Annotated in this window: 15 protein-coding genes; 9 read left to right on the top strand and 6 right to left on the bottom strand. The window is 69.1% G+C overall.

The window, feature by feature from the left end:
* The first annotated feature begins 122 nt into the window (after positions 1 to 122).
* The 6 genes from SHK19_RS09530 (at position 123) to SHK19_RS09555 (ending at position 6091) form a co-directional block, all read left to right on the top strand.
* Positions 123 to 1676: an aldehyde dehydrogenase gene (locus SHK19_RS09530; RefSeq protein WP_322457236.1), complete on the top strand. Its 1554-nt coding sequence runs from the start codon at positions 123 to 125 to the stop codon at positions 1674 to 1676.
* Positions 1677 to 1686: 10 nt separating this feature from the next.
* On the top strand, positions 1687 to 2592 hold the full coding sequence (locus SHK19_RS09535) for an alcohol dehydrogenase catalytic domain-containing protein (RefSeq protein WP_322938505.1): 906 nt from the start codon (positions 1687 to 1689) through the stop codon (positions 2590 to 2592).
* A 2-nt stretch (positions 2593 to 2594) separates the two neighbouring features.
* On the top strand, positions 2595 to 2798 hold the full coding sequence (locus SHK19_RS09540; protein WP_322938506.1) for a hypothetical protein: 204 nt from the start codon (positions 2595 to 2597) through the stop codon (positions 2796 to 2798).
* Between the two features lie 89 nt (positions 2799 to 2887).
* A complete protein-coding gene (locus SHK19_RS09545) occupies positions 2888 to 4828 on the top strand; it encodes an oxidoreductase (RefSeq protein WP_322938507.1) in 1941 nt (646 codons plus the stop codon).
* A 65-nt stretch (positions 4829 to 4893) separates the two neighbouring features.
* Entirely contained in the window at positions 4894 to 5364 is a 471-nt protein-coding gene (locus SHK19_RS09550; protein WP_322457233.1) for a nuclear transport factor 2 family protein, read from the top strand.
* Between the two features lie 106 nt (positions 5365 to 5470).
* On the top strand, positions 5471 to 6091 hold the full coding sequence (locus SHK19_RS09555; RefSeq protein WP_322457232.1) for a TetR family transcriptional regulator: 621 nt from the start codon (positions 5471 to 5473) through the stop codon (positions 6089 to 6091).
* An 8-nt stretch (positions 6092 to 6099) separates the two neighbouring features.
* Here the strand turns inward: SHK19_RS09555 and SHK19_RS09560 are convergent, their stop codons facing one another.
* The 3 genes from SHK19_RS09560 to SHK19_RS09570 all read right to left on the bottom strand — a co-directional run bounded on the left by SHK19_RS09560 (position 6100) and on the right by SHK19_RS09570 (position 9126).
* Positions 6100 to 6300: a ferredoxin gene (locus tag SHK19_RS09560; RefSeq protein ID WP_322938508.1), complete on the bottom strand. Its 201-nt coding sequence runs from the start codon at positions 6298 to 6300 to the stop codon at positions 6100 to 6102.
* Positions 6297 to 7544 (bottom strand): cytochrome P450, encoded by a 1248-nt coding sequence (locus tag SHK19_RS09565; RefSeq protein ID WP_322457230.1) that lies wholly within the window; start codon positions 7542 to 7544, stop codon positions 6297 to 6299. Before SHK19_RS09565 ends, SHK19_RS09560 begins: the two co-directional genes overlap by 4 nt.
* Before the next feature lie 922 nt (positions 7545 to 8466).
* On the bottom strand, positions 8467 to 9126 hold the full coding sequence (locus tag SHK19_RS09570) for a hypothetical protein (RefSeq protein WP_322938509.1): 660 nt from the start codon (positions 9124 to 9126) through the stop codon (positions 8467 to 8469).
* Positions 9127 to 9300: 174 nt separating this feature from the next.
* On the opposite strand from SHK19_RS09570, the gene SHK19_RS09575 reads away from it, so the two are divergent.
* Positions 9301 to 10395 (top strand): sensor histidine kinase, encoded by a 1095-nt coding sequence (locus tag SHK19_RS09575; protein ID WP_322938510.1) that lies wholly within the window; start codon positions 9301 to 9303, stop codon positions 10393 to 10395.
* An 11-nt stretch (positions 10396 to 10406) separates the two neighbouring features.
* Positions 10407 to 11051 (top strand): response regulator transcription factor, encoded by a 645-nt coding sequence (locus SHK19_RS09580; RefSeq protein WP_322938511.1) that lies wholly within the window; start codon positions 10407 to 10409, stop codon positions 11049 to 11051.
* Positions 11052 to 11221: 170 nt separating this feature from the next.
* On the opposite strand, the gene glnA is transcribed toward SHK19_RS09580, so the two are convergent.
* A complete protein-coding gene (gene glnA / locus SHK19_RS09585) occupies positions 11222 to 12640 on the bottom strand; it encodes a type I glutamate--ammonia ligase (protein ID WP_322457226.1) in 1419 nt (472 codons plus the stop codon).
* 227 nt (positions 12641 to 12867) lie between these two features.
* Between glnA and SHK19_RS09590 the strand changes: the two genes are divergently transcribed.
* Positions 12868 to 13308 carry an RDD family protein gene (locus SHK19_RS09590; protein WP_322938512.1) on the top strand — a complete coding sequence of 147 codons (441 nt, stop codon included), beginning with the start codon at positions 12868 to 12870 and terminating at the stop codon, positions 13306 to 13308.
* Between the two features lie 9 nt (positions 13309 to 13317).
* On the opposite strand, the gene SHK19_RS09595 is transcribed toward SHK19_RS09590, so the two are convergent.
* Both SHK19_RS09595 and lipA read right to left on the bottom strand, forming a co-directional pair.
* Positions 13318 to 14028, bottom strand: coding sequence for a DUF4191 domain-containing protein (locus tag SHK19_RS09595; protein WP_322457224.1), 711 nt, complete (start codon positions 14026 to 14028; stop codon positions 13318 to 13320).
* A 51-nt stretch (positions 14029 to 14079) separates the two neighbouring features.
* Positions 14080 to 15027, bottom strand: coding sequence for a lipoyl synthase (lipA, locus tag SHK19_RS09600; protein ID WP_322457223.1), 948 nt, complete (start codon positions 15025 to 15027; stop codon positions 14080 to 14082).
* Positions 15028 to 15032 lie beyond the last annotated feature (5 nt).

The following is a 15032-nucleotide window of genomic DNA, read 5'->3' on the forward strand; positions in this document are numbered from 1 at the left end:
TTGTGGCCCCGATCACTTTGGCGTAAATTGAATCGAACTGGGTTCACTTCCATTCCGGGATCGGAAGCAGCCGAGTTCTCAGCCGGGCTCAGGCCCGAAACCGAGTGGAGGACACGTCCCCAATGAACACCGAGCACCACAACTTCTTCATCGACGGGGCCTGGCGGCCCGCCCAGTCGGACGACCACTTCGACATCATCTCGCCGCGGTCCGAGGAGCGGATCGGCCGCGTCCCCGCCGCCTCCACCGCCGACATCGACGCGGCCGTCGCCGCCGCGCGCCGGGCGTTCGACCAAGGAGAGTGGCCCCGGCTCACGCCGGCAGAGCGCGCCGACTACCTGACCCGGATGGCGGACGCGATCGCCAGGCGTCAGGAGGAGCTCGCGCCGCTCATCAGCGAGGAGCTCGGGTGCACCTTGTTCCTCTCGCAGGTCTACCAAGTGGTCTCGCCGGTGATGAGCCTCAACTACAACGCCGAGATCGGCCGCAGCCTGGACACCTCCGAGGTGCGGCTCAGCGACCTCGGCCCGCTCGCAGCGAGCTCCGAGGGCGGCAGCATCATCCCGATGGCCGGAGCGAGCCTGGTGGTCCAGGAGCCGGTCGGCGTGGTCGCCGCCTTCCCCGCCTACAACTTCGCCTTCCCGGCGGTGCCGCAGAAGGTCGGCCCGGCGCTGATCGCGGGCTGCACCGCGGTCGTCAAGGTGACCGAGCCCAACCCGCTGGCGACCTTCATCTACGGAGACATCTGCGAGGAGGTCGGCCTGCCGCCGGGCGTGATCAACATCGTGGCCGCCCGGGCGCCGGAGGCGGAGTACCTCGTACGCCACCCGGGTGTCGACATGGTCAGCTTCACCGGCTCGGTGCAGACCGGAGCCCGGATCGCCGCCGCGTGCGGCGAGCTGATCAAGCCGTGCGTGCTGGAGCTGGGCGGGAAGTCGGCGGCGATCGTCCTCGACGACGCCAAGCTCGAGGACGCGCTGCCGGTGCTCATCGGCGCCAGCGTCGGGACGAACGCCGGGCAGAGCTGCGTCGCGCTGACCCGCCTCGTCGTTCCCGCCGCGCGCTACGACGAGTACGCCGAGGCGCTCGTCGAGGGCTTCAGGTCGCTGAAGATCGGCGACCCGATGGAGGCGGACACGGTCATCAGCCCCCTCGTGACCGAGCGCCAGCGCGACCGGGTCGAGGAGTACGTCGAGCTCGCCCGCAAGGAAGGCGCCACCGTCGCGACGGGCGGCCGCCGGCCGGCCGGTCTCGACCGCGGCTGGTACTTCGAGCCCACCCTGATCACCGACGCTGACAACGACATGCGCGTCAGCCGGGAGGAGATCTTCGGTCCCGTGGCCTCGCTGATCCCTCACCACGGCGAGGACGACGCAGTGCGCATCGCAAACGACAGCGAGCTCGGGCTCTCGGGCGCGGTGTTCACCGCGGACGACGCTCACGGCTTCGAGATCGCGCGGAGGGTGCGGAGCGGGACGTTCTCGGTCAACACCTTCGCGGCCGACCTCGGCTCGCCCTTCGGCGGCTACAAGCGGTCCGGTATCGGCCGCGAGCACGGCCCGACGGCGTACCAGGAGTTCCTGCACTACAAGACCATCTCGGTCGACCCCAGCCGTCAGCTCCCCGAGGCGGTGACCGCGGGCGTACGACGCGGAACCGGTCCGGGCACGTCCTGAGGCGACGACGATGAAGGTGCGCGCCGCACTGCTCCGGGAAGTGCCGGGGAAGTGGGAGGTCAACGAGGTCGAGCTGGACCCGCCCCGCGAGGGCGAGGTCCTGGTCCGGATCGTGGCGAACGGTCTCTGCCACTCCGACGACCACTTCGCAACCGGGGACATCCCGGTGGGGCACCTCCCCCTGTGCGGAGGGCACGAAGCGTCGGGAGTCGTGGAGGAGGTCGGTCCCGGGGTCCGGACCCTCAAGCCCGGCGACCACGTCGTGACCGCCTTCGTGCCTGGGTGCGGCCGGTGCCGTTGGTGCGCCGGCGGGCAGCAGAACCTCTGTGACAACGGGGCCTTGATGCTCGAGGGTCATCAGCTCGACGGCAGCTATCGCATGCACCTGGACGGCGAGCCGGTGGCGCAGGCCGGCCTGGTCTCCGGCTTCGCCGAGTACAGCGTCATGCCCGAGTACAGCTGCGTCCCCATCGGAGCCGACATGCCACTCGAGCTGGCCTCGCTGCTCGGCTGCGCCGTGCCCACGGGCTGGGGGTCTGCCGTCAACGCGGCAGCCGTCCGGCCGGGCGACGTCATCGTGGTGATGGGCGCGGGCGGGATCGGCATCGCTGCGGTGCAGGGCGCGGCTCACGCAGGGGCGGCGCGGGTCGTCGTCGTCGAGCCGGTGACGTCCAAGCACGATCTCTGTCTGGACCTCGGAGCCACCGACGTGTTCACGTCGGTGGACGAGGCCACGGAGCTCGTCCGAAGCCTGACCAACGGACAGGGTGCCGATGCGGCAATCATCTGCGTCGGCGTGCTCACCTCCGCGGACGTCGGCGCCGCCTTCGTGCGATCCGGAAGGCCGGGACGGTGGTCGTCACTGCCGCAGCCCCCGGCCACACGACCTCGATCGACGTGGCGCCGCTCGAGCTGACGATGTACCAGAAGCGCGTGCAGGGCTCGATCTACGGGATGATGTCGCCCTCCAAGGACGTCCCCCGCCTCGTTGACATGTGGAGGTCGGGCGCGCTGAAGCTCAGGGAGATGATCACCCAGACCTACGGGCTCGACGAGATCAACCAGGGCTACGCCGACATGCACGCGGGCTTGAACTTCCGCGGCGTACTCGTGCCCGCCTAGAAGCTCCGCGCCGGCCCGGACCCTCCTTATCGCTGCCGCGGCCGGCGCGGCTCCAACTGAAGTGACCGACACGGAATCGGAGGCTGAGAATGGACGACGCGTTCCCCCACGTGTTCTCTCCGTTCCGACTCGCCGGCTTCGACCTGAGGAACCGGCTGGTCGCGCTTCCGGCGGGGACCAGCCTGGTCGAGCGCGGGGTCCCGACCCACGGCGACATCGAGCACTTCGAGCGGCTGGCCGCTGGGGGCGTCGGGCTGATCATCGGCGGCGCCACGGTGGTCCACTCCACGTCGGCGTTGCGGTCGGGCAAGCTGGTCGAGGGATACCTCGACGCCGTCGTGCCGGCGATGAAGGAGAAGGCGGACGTCGTCCACCGGCACGGCGCCCGTCTGGTCGGGCAGCTGGTCCACCTGGGCCGGGAATTCATCGGAGGGGAGTCCGACCAGCCGCCGATGGCACCGTCGCCGGTCAAGACCGTCCGCGACGCCTACCCGCCCCACGAGCTCACCGTCGGTGAGATCGACGAGATCGTCGAGGGCTGGCGGGTGTCGACGGAGAACCTGGTCAAGGCCGGGCTCGACGGGGTCGAGATCCACGCCGCGCACGGCTACCTCGTCGCTCAGTTCCTGTCGCCGCTCACCAACCAGCGGACCGACGACTTCGGAGGATCCTTCGAGAACCGGATGCGCTTCCTGCAGCTGGTGATCGAGGCGATGCGGTCCGTCACTCCCGACGGGTTCGCGCTGGGCGTCCGGCTCAGCGGCGAGGAGGAGATCCCCGGCGGGATGGGGATCGACGACTGCGTGCGAGTCTCCGAGGCGCTCGCTGCTGCGGGCGGTGTGGACTACCTGAGCATCACGCACGGCACCCGGGGGACCTACGTCAAGGACTCCACCGGGCCGGACGCGGTGGCGGTCCCGTCCGCGTCCCGGGTCCGCGCCGCCACCGGCCTTCCGGTCCTGGTCGGGCAGCGGATCCGCGACGTGGGCACCGCCGAGCACGTCGTCAAGGCGGGCCACGCGGACCTGGTCGGCATGGCCCGGGCCCTGCTCGCCGACCCGGACCTGCCCGTCAAGTCACGCGAGGGGCGGCTCGACGAGATCCGGGGCTGCATCGGCGTCAACCAGGACTGCCGGGCCTTCGACCCACACCTGCACTGTGCGGTCAACGCGGAGATCGGACGCGGTCGGCTGCCGACCGTCGGGGTGCGGGTCGCGTCGCCGAAGGACGTCTACGTGATCGGCGGTGGTCCGGCGGGTCTGGAGGCCGCCCGGGTCGCAGCCGAGCGTGGTCACCGGGTGTCGCTCTTCGAGGCCGAGACGTCGCTCGGGGGAGCGGTGCGGGTCGCCGCGGCGTCACCGCACCGCGCCACCCTGATCGACGTCGTCGACTACCTCGCGCGGGAGACGCGCAGGCTCAAGGTCGACGTCAACCTCGGCGCTCCGATCTCGACGGACGACCTCGCGGAGATCAGAGGTCTCGCCGACCACGTCATCGTGGCGACCGGCTCGAGGCTCAGCCCGCTTCCGCCCGCCCCGCTGGCCAGGGGTGCAGTGGCCGTAGACCAGGTCCTCTCCGGCGGCGTCGCCCACGAGCCCGGCACCGCGGTTGTCTACGACGAGAGCGACGGGTTCTGGCCGGCGTACAGCGCGGCGGAGGCCCTGGCTGCGCGCGGATGGCAGGTGACTTTCGTGACCGCGCTGACCGGGCTGGCGCCCCGGGTCCCCGCGGAGAGCGCAGGCCCACTGCTGCGTCGACTGGGCGACGCCGGCGTGGTCCTCGAGGTCGCGCACCGGGTGGTCGTCCCCGACGACCCGGCCGCTCCGCTGGTCGTCCGACCGGTGTTCGGCCGGACGGACCGGGAGGTCGACCCCGACCTGCTGGTGTGGCACCAGCCGCGCATCGGGGACGACGCACTGCTGCGTGCGACTCCTGCCGACGCGACGGTGACTGCGATCGGCGACTGCGTGACCCCCCGCCGGATCAGCCATGCCATCGCCGAGGGATACCGCGCCGGAGCAGGCGTCTAGCGCACGACCGACCAGGACCTACCAGGACCTACCAGCACCACCGAACCAGGGAACGAGGAACACCCATGACCACTGTCGAAGAGCGGATGCTCATCGAGGACACGCTGTACCGCTACGCGTCGAGCATCGACTCGGCCAATCTCGACCAGCTCACGGACGTGCTGCACCCCGATCTGTGGGCCCAGTACGGCAACGCCGAGCCGGCCGAGAGTGCGGACACGGTGATCGGCTGGATCCGCGAAGCGACCAAGACCTGCGTCTGGCAGCACCACCTGCTCAGCGTCTACCACGTGGACGTCCAGGGTGACACCGCGACCGCGCTCGTCTACCACACGTCGTACCAGAAGTTCGAGGGCGACGACGAGGTCTGTGTGCTGGTCGGTCGCTACCACGACGAGCTGACCAAGCACGACGGCAGGTGGAAGATCTCCCGGCTGGTCTTCGAGATCATGTGGGGAGAGCGCCGGGCCGACTCGGCGGGCTACCTGGAGGCGGTCGGGGGCCGCGGTCCGAAGGTACCGGGCTGGCCGGCCTGACCGGAGGAGTGACCTGAGTTCATCTCGTCCTGCATAGGATGACCCCACCCGACCACGGACCTGGCTCCACGCCTGGGCTCGACGACCAGACAGACGAGGTGGACACATGGCGCAGGCCTTGCCGGAGACGGAGGGCCCCCGTTCCAAGCGGGCCCTCATCCTCACCGCGGCGATCGACAGGTTCGGCCAGGACGGCTACGAGCACACGAAGTGGGCCGAGGTCGCCGACCAGGTCGGCATCGGGCAGACCGCGCTCTACCACTACTTCGAGTCGAAGGCGCACTGCCTGCTGACGATCATGAGCCTGGAGCTGGACCGCTCGCTCGAGAAGTTCCGCGAGGCCACGGCGGCTGCCCCGGGGGCGCGCGAGGCGCTCGAGGCGGCGATCGCGGCGGCGTACGACGTGACCCCGCGCGAGGTGTCGCAAATGCGCATCCTGCAGAGCCACATGGACCTCCTCGCCACGCCCCGGCCCAGTGAGAAGGAAGAGGCCGAGCGCCAGCGTTCCCGTGAGCTCGTGCGGCAGATCGAGAGCGAGTGGACCGCGCTGCTGCAGCGCGGCATAAAGGCGAAGGAGTTCCCGAAGCGCGATCCGCACGCGATCGCCACGGTCGTGCTGGCCATGATCGTCAGCGTCTGGCGGTGGTACCGGCCGGGCGGGCGGATGACGCTCGACGAGGTGCGCGAGCTGATCACCGGCGCGTGCCTGCGGGTCGTCGGCCCTTAGCTCCTCGCTCAGGCCTCGATGATGGTGATGGCGCCCTCGGGACAGGATGCCGCCGCGTTGCGGACGTCCTCCACATGGTCGGCCGGTACGTCGACGGTCTGACCGCGCACGGTCACGAAACCCTCGTCGTCGTCCTCCAGGAAGTCCTCGGCGAGGTCGTAGCAGCGGCCGTGTCCTCGGCAGAGGTCGCTGCGGACGGTCATCTTCATGCCGGGACCTCCCAGCGGAGCGGGAGGCTGAGCAGGGTCATCATGGCGCCGCCACCGCGTTCCATCAGCGGTTCCTCACTCGCGACCTCGAAGGCGGGGATGACCTTCAGCCACTCCTCGACCGCGACCCGCATGACCATCCGGGCCAGGTGCGCCCCGAGGCAGCGGTGCGGACCGCCCGCGAAGCCGAGGTGGTTGTTGGCCTTGCGGTCGACGACGAACTCGTCGGGACGCTCGTAGACGCGCGGGTCCCGGTTGGCGCCGGAGACCAGGCCGTAGACCATGTCTCCCTTGCTGAGGGGGCAGCCGTGGAAGTCGGTGTCCTGCGCGACCTTGCGGCCGTCGCCGAAGATGATCGTGTAGAGGCGGAGCGACTCCTCGACCGCCGACGGGATCAGCTCCGGCTCCGCCAGGAGCCGGTTGCGGTCGTCGGGGTGCTCGGCGAGGTGACGGAACAGGTAGCCCAGCTGTCCTCGCGTCGTGTCGAGTCCGGCGAGCACGAGCACGGTCAGGATGTCCAGGATCAAGGCGTCGTCGAGCGGTTCGTCGTCGATCTCGGAGTGCAGCAGCAGCGAGACGAAGTCGTGCTCGCGCGGTGTGGCCTCGCCGCGGCGGGCCTCGAGCACCGCCACCCAGTACTCCCGGATGCCGCCCAACGCTGCGCCCATCGCCTCCTGCTGAGCGAGGTCGCCGCCGAAGCCGGCGAAGAAGTCCTCGACCCACGGGACCATCAGGTCTGCGTCGGAGCCGGGGACGCCGATGATGGTCAGGAAGATCTCGGTGGGCAGCCGCATCGCGAAGTCGGTGACGAAGTCGCACTCTCCGTTCGGCGCGAGATCCGCGACCAGGCGGGCCCCGATCTCGTGGGCCTGCGGGGCGATCCGGTTGATCGCGTTCGGGGCGAACCAGCGGCTGATCAGCTGGCGGTACTTGCTGTGATCGGGCGGGTCGATCTGGGTCGGCACGAACCGGTAGACCGGGTCCGGTTCCCACGGCGTGATCGACTCGCTGGAGAAGATCTCCGGGTGCTGGTACATCTCCCGGACCTCGTCGTACCGCGTGAAGACCCAGTAGCCCTGGGCGTGGGTGTTGAAGAAGGCCGGGCTCTCTTCCCTCAGCTCGTTGGCCTTCTGCCAGTGGCTGCCCACCTCGAGGGGGGCAGATGCGTCCAGGTGAATCACCGGACAGGTTCCCGGCACCCGCTCGGACGCCTTCACCTCGTCTCTTGACGACAGGTTGGTCATCGCGGCCCTCGATCCCTGCGTGGTGGCACTGAACAAACTGAGTTTGGTTCAGTTTCGCGCAAATGTAACGCACCTCACGACCCGCCGCAATACCGCTGGAGGACTTTGAAGACGGTCGATGTGTCACCCGCGGTCCGCCGCATCCGCGTGCACGTGCATCCGTTCGCCCGGCCGTCCGGTCAACGCTTGTCGGCCCCGCCCGGTACCCAGTTGACCCACCTTCGAGGACGACCGGGTGGGGATGGCCGGGCGGGGCCGATCCCGACGTTAGGCGCTGCCTGGCGGGCCGCGACCCGATTGGCCCAAGGCGATCCCACTTGTGCGAACTCCACCCGGAAGGAACGGCCTCGGCCGCCTGTCTGCTCAGGCGGGCCGAGGCGAGCACCCTGATGTATGGCGCCCCCTGGCCCAGTTGGGAGGGGGGTCAAGGGGCGTCGCGCAGCCGATCCCAAGGAATCGCCGCACTCCTACTTAACGAACGCGGTAGCGCTGCGTCACGGCCACGGGACACGACACCAGCCAGTTCGAACGCGGGTCGGGGATCGCTTTGCGCCGGACGCTAGCCGTTGTCTCTCGACGTGGGCCGAGCGCGTCTCTTCTCGGGAGACGGTCAGCAGGCTAGTGCTAGCGACCGAGACTATCGAGGGACGTGGGGGCGCCAGCTGCGGGGTGACGCTCCCCACCCGGTCCCGGATGACCGGGTGGGGGCGACCGGGTGGGGGCGTCTCCCGCAGTACCGACGGTATGCCGACCGGCGGGTACTCACCCACGATTCGGGAAACGCGCGTTGCCACTTCTGCGATCGGCGACGTAACGGCTGATGCTGCTGTCCGGTGGGTCGTTGCCACTAGGGTGGGCGGCCAGCTGCGCGCGCTGTTCCGGCCGGCGCCGGGGAAGGACCGGTAGCTCTGGCGACGGAGACCTAGGCCGAGGACTCCACGGCTGCCTTGTGGACATGGGTCCGCGAAGTGGAACGGGACCAGAGACCTTTCGCCGCGAGAGCCATGCCCAGCCAGGTAAGCGCGAACGCCGCGGCCAGCGGCCAACGGCCGGCATCTGCCACGGTCAGGGCGACACCGGCGAACAGCGCCAGCGGAATGCCGATCGACCACCCTGCCCGCCAGAGACCGATACCGATCACGAGCGGTCCGAGGGTCCAGCCGACGAGCAGCAGGATCACCCAGAAGGTCACCACGGGTGAGCTCTCGTAGCGATCGGTCAGGGCGATCATCTCCGAACGGTCGGCGGAGGCGGCCACCATGGCGTTGGTCACCGGCCCGGAGCCCATGAGAGCGACGAGCGCCAGGAGTCCGGAGATGCTCATCATGAGCCCGATTAGGCCGGACCGTCGGTCCCGGATCGGCGCAGCCAGGGCCAGGAATGCGGGGATGTAGCAGAGCAGACCGACGAACCCGATCACGAGTGCGACGTCGGCCCGCCCAGGAGCCTCCGCGACAGCGGCGAGCTCGGAGGCGGTGTCGTGCTTCTCAGGTGTCAGCTGGGTCAGGTGGCCGGCCAGCATCAGGCCGGGCGCAGTGACCAGCGCGAGGGCGCCTGCCTTGAGGCGAAGGTCGTTGGACATGGTTGCTCCTGGGTGCTCGGTCGGGGTTCTGCGTGAGAATCACGCTAGAGATCACCGAGTCCCCGGTCGTCCACCCTGGCGCCAGGCTTCGTACGTCTGGGCGCTGAGATCAGCCGGCCGGATCTACGCGCTGAAGCAGATGTGGGGCCGTCGACGGTGTCCTAGGGTCGGGGAGTGCTGCGGTTTCGAGTCGTCGACCTGGTGCTTGTCGGAGCGCTCACCGCTCTGGCCTGCGTCGAGTCGCTGTCGAGCCTCGTGACGCCCAGGTCCCCGGCGTACGTCGCGCTCACGGTGCCATTCGTCACCGTGCCGCTGCTCTTCCGACGGAGTCGACCGGAGGCAGCCGGAGCCGTTCTGCTGGGCGCGCTGGTCCTCCAGGCGGCGCTCGGCTCCGACCTGCCCGGAGGCGTGGCGGAGCCGATCGCCCTCGTGGTCATGCTCTACTCCCTCGCGGCGCACTTGCCAGTGCGCCGGGCACTCGTCGTACTCCTTGGCGCGGCGGCGGCCCTTGCGGTTGTCGTGGCTCTCGGGGACGCCCGCGCGGGGAACTTCGTGTACGCCGAGATGGTCGTCGTGGTCGCGTGGCTGTCCGGCCGGGGGGTTCGGCTGGCTGAGGAGCGCAGCTCACTGCTCAGCGAGAACCGTGCGATGCAGGAGCGTAGCCGGATCGCCCGCGAGCTTCATGATGTCGTGTCCCACAATGTGTCGGCGATCGTGGTTCAGGCAGGCGCCGAGCGTCGCGACCTTGCCGCCGATGACCCGGTGGCCTCCGCCCTGGCCGACATCGAGCAGCACGGACGCGAGACGTTGCAGGAGCTCCGCAAGCTTCTCGGCCTGCTCCGTGTCGACCCCGATGCCGCGGCCCCGCTGGCACCGCAGCCGGGTCTCGGTGATCTGCCGGGGCTCATCGAGTCATCGGGCGGGAGGGGGACGCGGGCCGCGCTCGTCGTCGAGGGGGAACCGCGCGAGGTGGGCGACGGCCTGGGGCTCGCTGCCTACCGGGTTGTGCAGGAGTGCCTAACCAATGCCGGGAAACATACGATGAACGGACAGGCTGAGGTAAGGCTTCGCTGGGGTCAGCAGAGCCTGCAGATCGACGTCCTGAGCAGCGGTGAACCGGCTCTGCGGAGTCGCAGCGTGCCCGGTGCCGGCTACGGCCTCCAGTCGATGGCGGAACGGGTCCGCGCCGAGGGCGGGGAGATGCTGGCGGTGCCGGGGCCCGACGGCTTCGCCGTGCATGCCACATTCCCGCTGGAGGGACGGTCGTGACCAGGGTTCTGGTGGCTGATGACCAGGAGGTCGTTCGAGCCGGACTCTGTCGGATCCTCGACGGCGAGGAAGATCTCGAGGTGGTGGCCGAGGCGGGCGATGGCGAGGAGGCGGTGCGCCGGGCGGGAGCGACCCGGCCCGATGTCGTGCTCATGGACATTCGGATGCCGGTCATGGACGGGCTGGCTGCGGCACGCCGACTGCTGGCTGAGGACTCCTCGGTCAAGGTGGTGATCCTGACGACGTTCGACCTCGACGAGTACGTTTACGAAGCCATCAAGATCGGAGCGAGCGGTTTCGTGCTGAAGGATGCGCCAGCCGACGAAATCGTCCGTGCGGTCAGGGCGGCGGCCGCGGGAGACGCCTTGGTTTCCCCTTCGGTCACCCGACGCCTCCTGGCCGAGTTCGCCAAGGTGCGGACCCGGGACAACCCGAGCGTGGCGACCCTCACCGAGCGCGAGCTCGACGTCCTGCGGCAGCTGGCGATGGGGCTGAGCAACTCGGAGATCGGTGTCCGACTCTTCATTTCGGAGGGGACCGTGCGGACCCACGTGACACACCTTCTCTCCAAGCTGGATGCCCGCGATCGGGTGCAAGCGGTCGTACTCGCGTACGAGACGGGCCTGGTCAGCCCCGGTCACACCGAGGACCGCTGAACACGCGGTCTTCAGGACGTGCGCCACCAGTGGCGGGCGCGTCACTCGCGGCGGAGTATGCGGGTCCCTGCTGGAACCATCTCGGCCGGCCTGTCCTCGAATGACGATGGCCCCGGGGGAGTCCCGGGGCCATCAGCGATCGAAAATGAGTTATTCGACCAATGTACTAACTAGATGTCGTAGTAGAGCTCGAACTCGTGCGGGTGGGGGCGCTGCTGCACGGGAGCGATCTCCTGGTCGCGCTTGTAGGTGATCCAGGTGTCGATCAGGTCGGGGGTGAAGACGTTGCCGACCGTCAGGAACTCGTGGTCGGCCTCGAGCGCGTCGAGGACGGCGCCGAGCGACGTCGGGACCTGGTCGATCTCGGCCATCTCGTCCGGCGGGAGCTCGTAGATGTCCTTGTCGATCGGCGCGGCGGGCTCGATCTTGTTCTGGATGCCGTCGAGGCCGGCCAGCATCAGCGCCGAGAAGGCGAGGTAGGGGTTCGCCGACGGGTCGGGGAAGCGGGTCTCGATCCGCTTGGCCTTGGGGTTGGTGCCCGTGATCGGGATCCGGACCGAGGCGGAGCGGTTGCGCGAGGAGTAGACCAGCGAGATCGGCGCCTCGAAGCCCGGGACCAGGCGGTGGTAGGAGTTCACGGTCGGGTTGGTGAACGCCAGCAGTGCCGGGGCGTGCCTGAGGATGCCGCCGATGTACCAGCGGGCCAGGTCGGAGAGACCGCCGTAGCCGGTCTCGTCGTAGAACAGCGGATCGCCGCCCTTCCACAGCGACTGGTGCACGTGCATGCCCGAGCCGTTGTCACCGAAGATCGGCTTCGGCATGAAGGTGACCGACTTGTTCTGCTCCCACGCGGTGTTCTTGATGATGTACTTGAACTTCATCACGTCGTCCGCCGCCTTGAGCAGCGTGTCGAACTTGTAGTTGATCTCCGCCTGGCCGGCGGTGCCGACCTCGTGGTGACCGCGCTCGACCTGGAGGCCGACGGCCTCGAGATTCTTGACCATGTCGTCGCGCAGGTCGCCGTAGTGGTCGTAGGGCGCGACCGGGAAGTAGCCGCCCTTGAAGCGGGTCTTGTAGCCCTTGTTGTCGCCCTCCTGGCCCGAGTTCCACCAGCCCTCGACGGAGTCGATGTGGTAGTAGCCCTCGTTGGCGGTGGTCGAGTAGCGGACCGAGTCGAAGATGTAGAACTCGGCCTCGGGCGCGAAGTAGGCGGTGTCCGCGACGCCGGTGGTGTTGAGGTAGGCCAGCGCCTTCTTCGCGATGTTGCGCGGGTCGCGTGAGTAGGGCTCGCCGGTGATCGGGTCGTGGATGAAGAAGTTCAGGTTGAGCGTCTTCGACTTGCGGAACGGGTCCACGTACGCCGTCGTCGGGTCCGGGAAGAGCGCCATGTCCGACTCGTTGATCGCCTGGAAGCCGCGGATCGACGAGCCGTCGAAACCGAGGCCGTCGTCGAACACCGACTGGTCGAACGACGAGACCGGCACCGTGAAGTGCTGCATGATGCCCGGCAGGTCACAGAAACGGACGTCGACCATCTCGACGCCCTCGTCCGCGATGAACTTGAGCAGCTCTTCGCTGTTGCTGAACATTCGTTCCTCCTCGGCTGACCCAGGGTCAGCCACCAGTCTGGATCCGGCACTCCGGAAATCGAGGGTGATCGCGGCATCGTACCTACGCAACGCTGCGCGACGACCGCCTGTCCAGCAACCTACGGAGGGGCCGTTTCTCGACCATGACCACTTTGTTTCAGGGATGTAACAGGTTTCCCGGGACCGCGGTTCGGCTGCCGGGCTGGCCGGTCACTAGGGTGACGGCGATGCCCGACCAGCCCACCCCACCCGTCTCCACCGTCCCGTTCCCGACCGCGTCCTGGGGTCGGCGGATCCTGGCGCTCTTCGTCGACTGGGTTGCCTCGACCCTGGTCGTGATCGTGTTCGTCGGCCTGGACGAGTACGGCGAGCCCGGCTCGCCCGCCCAGCTCTACACGCTGGTCGTGTTCGTGCTCGAGGCGGCGCTGTTCACCTGGCTCCTCGGCGGCTCGTTCGGCAAGCTCCTGACCGGCCTGCGCGTCGTACCCGCCGCCGGTCGGGGTCGGCTTTCCAACCCGCTGCCGCTGCTGGGCCGCCAGGTCGCGATCGCGCTGGTCATCCCGCCGCTCGTCTTCCGGTCGGACGGCCGCGGCCTCCACGACCTCCTCGCCGGCACGGCGACGGTCACCATGGACACCTACCGCCGGCTCACGACCACCGGCGTCTAGCCAGCAGGGTCAGCGGCCCTTGAGGTTGCCGCGCATGCCTTTCATGCTCGTCGGCACCGGGCCGCGGGGGAGCGGCACCTTCGGGCGCTGGGCGTCGAGCGCCTTGAGCCGCATCAGGAGGTCGGTCTGCTCGGCCGGCTTGACCTGGCGGCCGAGCTTCTGCACGTGCTTGACCAGCTTGGGCAGCGGGACCTGACCCTCGTCGTTGCCGACGAACACCTCGTGCACCGGGAAGTCGGCGGCGACCCGCTCGTGCTTCCTGCGCTCGCTCGCCATCAGCTGGCGCAGCCGGTTGGGGTTGCCCTCGCCGACCAGCACGATGCCCGGGGGCCCGACGACGCGGTGCACCATGTCCTGCTGCTTGGTGAAGCCGACGACCTCCTCGAGCTTCCAGCCGCGGCGCAGCATCGACAGCGCGCGGGCGCCGCCGCCGACCTGGCCGTCGAGGCGCGCGTACGCCGCCTTCTGGGCGCGCCGGCTGAAGACGATCATCATGCCGAGGAAGCCGAGCAGCAGACCGCCGACGATCGCCATGATCAGGCCGATGGTCCCCTTGCCGGGGAGCAGCCAGAAGATGCCGAACCCGACGCCCCCGAAGACCAGGAACGCGAGGAGCATCCACCAGCCGACCGCGCGGTCGACCTGCTTGGTCATCTTGAAGGTCTCGATGATCTGCCGACGTCGACTCATGGTCGACGGGTCGAGGGGCTCGTTCGACATCGTGCGGTGCTGCCTGCCTGTTTCGTTGATCTGCGGTGGTGGTCGACGCGGCTAGGCCGAAGCCGAGGTCTCGGCCGCGCGGGCGTCCATCGCCTGACGGTACAGGCGACCGGCACGGTACGACGAACGCACGAGGGGCCCTGAGAGCACCCCGGCGAACCCGAGCTCGATCGCCTCCTGCTGGAGCTCGACGAACTCCTCCGGCTTCACCCACCGCTCGACGGGGTGGTGACGCACCGACGGGCGGAGGTACTGGGTGATGGTCAGCAGCTCGCAGCCCGCGTCGTGCAGGTCGCGCATCGCCTGGCTGACCTCCTCGCGGGTCTCGCCCATGCCGAGGATCAGGTTGGACTTCGTCACCAGCCCGAAAGCGCGGGCCTGGGTGAGCACGTCGAGCGACCGGTCGTAGCGGAACGCCGGCCGGATCCTCTTGAAGATCCGGGGCACGGTCTCGACGTTGTGGGCCAGCACCTCCGGCCGGGACTCGAACACCTGCTCCAGCAGCTCGGGGATGCCGTTGAAGTCGGGGATCAGGTTCTCGACGCCCGTGCCGGGGTTGAGCTCGTGGATCGCCCGCACCGTCTCGGCGTACAACCAGGCGCCGCCGTCGTCGAGGTCGTCGCGGGCGACACCGGTGATGGTCGCGTAGCGCAGCTCCATCTTCTTGACCGACTCCGCCACCCGCCGCGGCTCGTCCCGGTCGAGCGGCTGCGGCTTGCCGGTGTCGATCTGGCAGAAGTCACAGCGCCGCGTGCACTGGTCGCCGCCGATGAGGAACGTCGCCTCGCGGTCCTCCCAGCACTCGAAGATGTTGGGGCAGCCCGCCTCCTGGCAGACCGTGTGCAGACCCTCGGACTTCACCAGGCTCTGCAGGGCGGTGTACTCCGGCCCCATCTTCGCCCGGGTCTTGATCCACGAGGGCTTCCGCTCGATCGGGGTCTCCGCGTTGCGGACCTCGAGACGGAGGAGCTTGCGGCCTTCAGGGAGGGTGGCGGACACGCCCG

The sequence above is a fragment of the Nocardioides bizhenqiangii genome, assembly GCF_034661235.1.
Classification (GTDB): domain Bacteria; phylum Actinomycetota; class Actinomycetes; order Propionibacteriales; family Nocardioidaceae; genus Nocardioides; species Nocardioides bizhenqiangii.

Coding starts and splice junctions, on each gene's coding strand:
- SHK19_RS09530 (WP_322457236.1), top strand. CDS start 123: ATGAACACCGAGCACCACAACTTCTTCATCGACGGGGCCTGGCGGCCC.
- SHK19_RS09535 (WP_322938505.1), top strand. CDS start 1,687: ATGAAGGTGCGCGCCGCACTGCTCCGGGAAGTGCCGGGGAAGTGGGAG.
- SHK19_RS09540 (WP_322938506.1), top strand. CDS start 2,595: ATGTACCAGAAGCGCGTGCAGGGCTCGATCTACGGGATGATGTCGCCC.
- SHK19_RS09545 (WP_322938507.1), top strand. CDS start 2,888: ATGGACGACGCGTTCCCCCACGTGTTCTCTCCGTTCCGACTCGCCGGC.
- SHK19_RS09550 (WP_322457233.1), top strand. CDS start 4,894: ATGACCACTGTCGAAGAGCGGATGCTCATCGAGGACACGCTGTACCGC.
- SHK19_RS09555 (WP_322457232.1), top strand. CDS start 5,471: ATGGCGCAGGCCTTGCCGGAGACGGAGGGCCCCCGTTCCAAGCGGGCC.
- SHK19_RS09560 (WP_322938508.1), bottom strand. CDS start 6,300: ATGAAGATGACCGTCCGCAGCGACCTCTGCCGAGGACACGGCCGCTGC.
- SHK19_RS09565 (WP_322457230.1), bottom strand. CDS start 7,544: ATGACCAACCTGTCGTCAAGAGACGAGGTGAAGGCGTCCGAGCGGGTG.
- SHK19_RS09570 (WP_322938509.1), bottom strand. CDS start 9,126: ATGTCCAACGACCTTCGCCTCAAGGCAGGCGCCCTCGCGCTGGTCACT.
- glnA (WP_322457226.1), bottom strand. CDS start 12,640: ATGTTCAGCAACAGCGAAGAGCTGCTCAAGTTCATCGCGGACGAGGGC.
- SHK19_RS09590 (WP_322938512.1), top strand. CDS start 12,868: ATGCCCGACCAGCCCACCCCACCCGTCTCCACCGTCCCGTTCCCGACC.
- SHK19_RS09595 (WP_322457224.1), bottom strand. CDS start 14,028: ATGTCGAACGAGCCCCTCGACCCGTCGACCATGAGTCGACGTCGGCAG.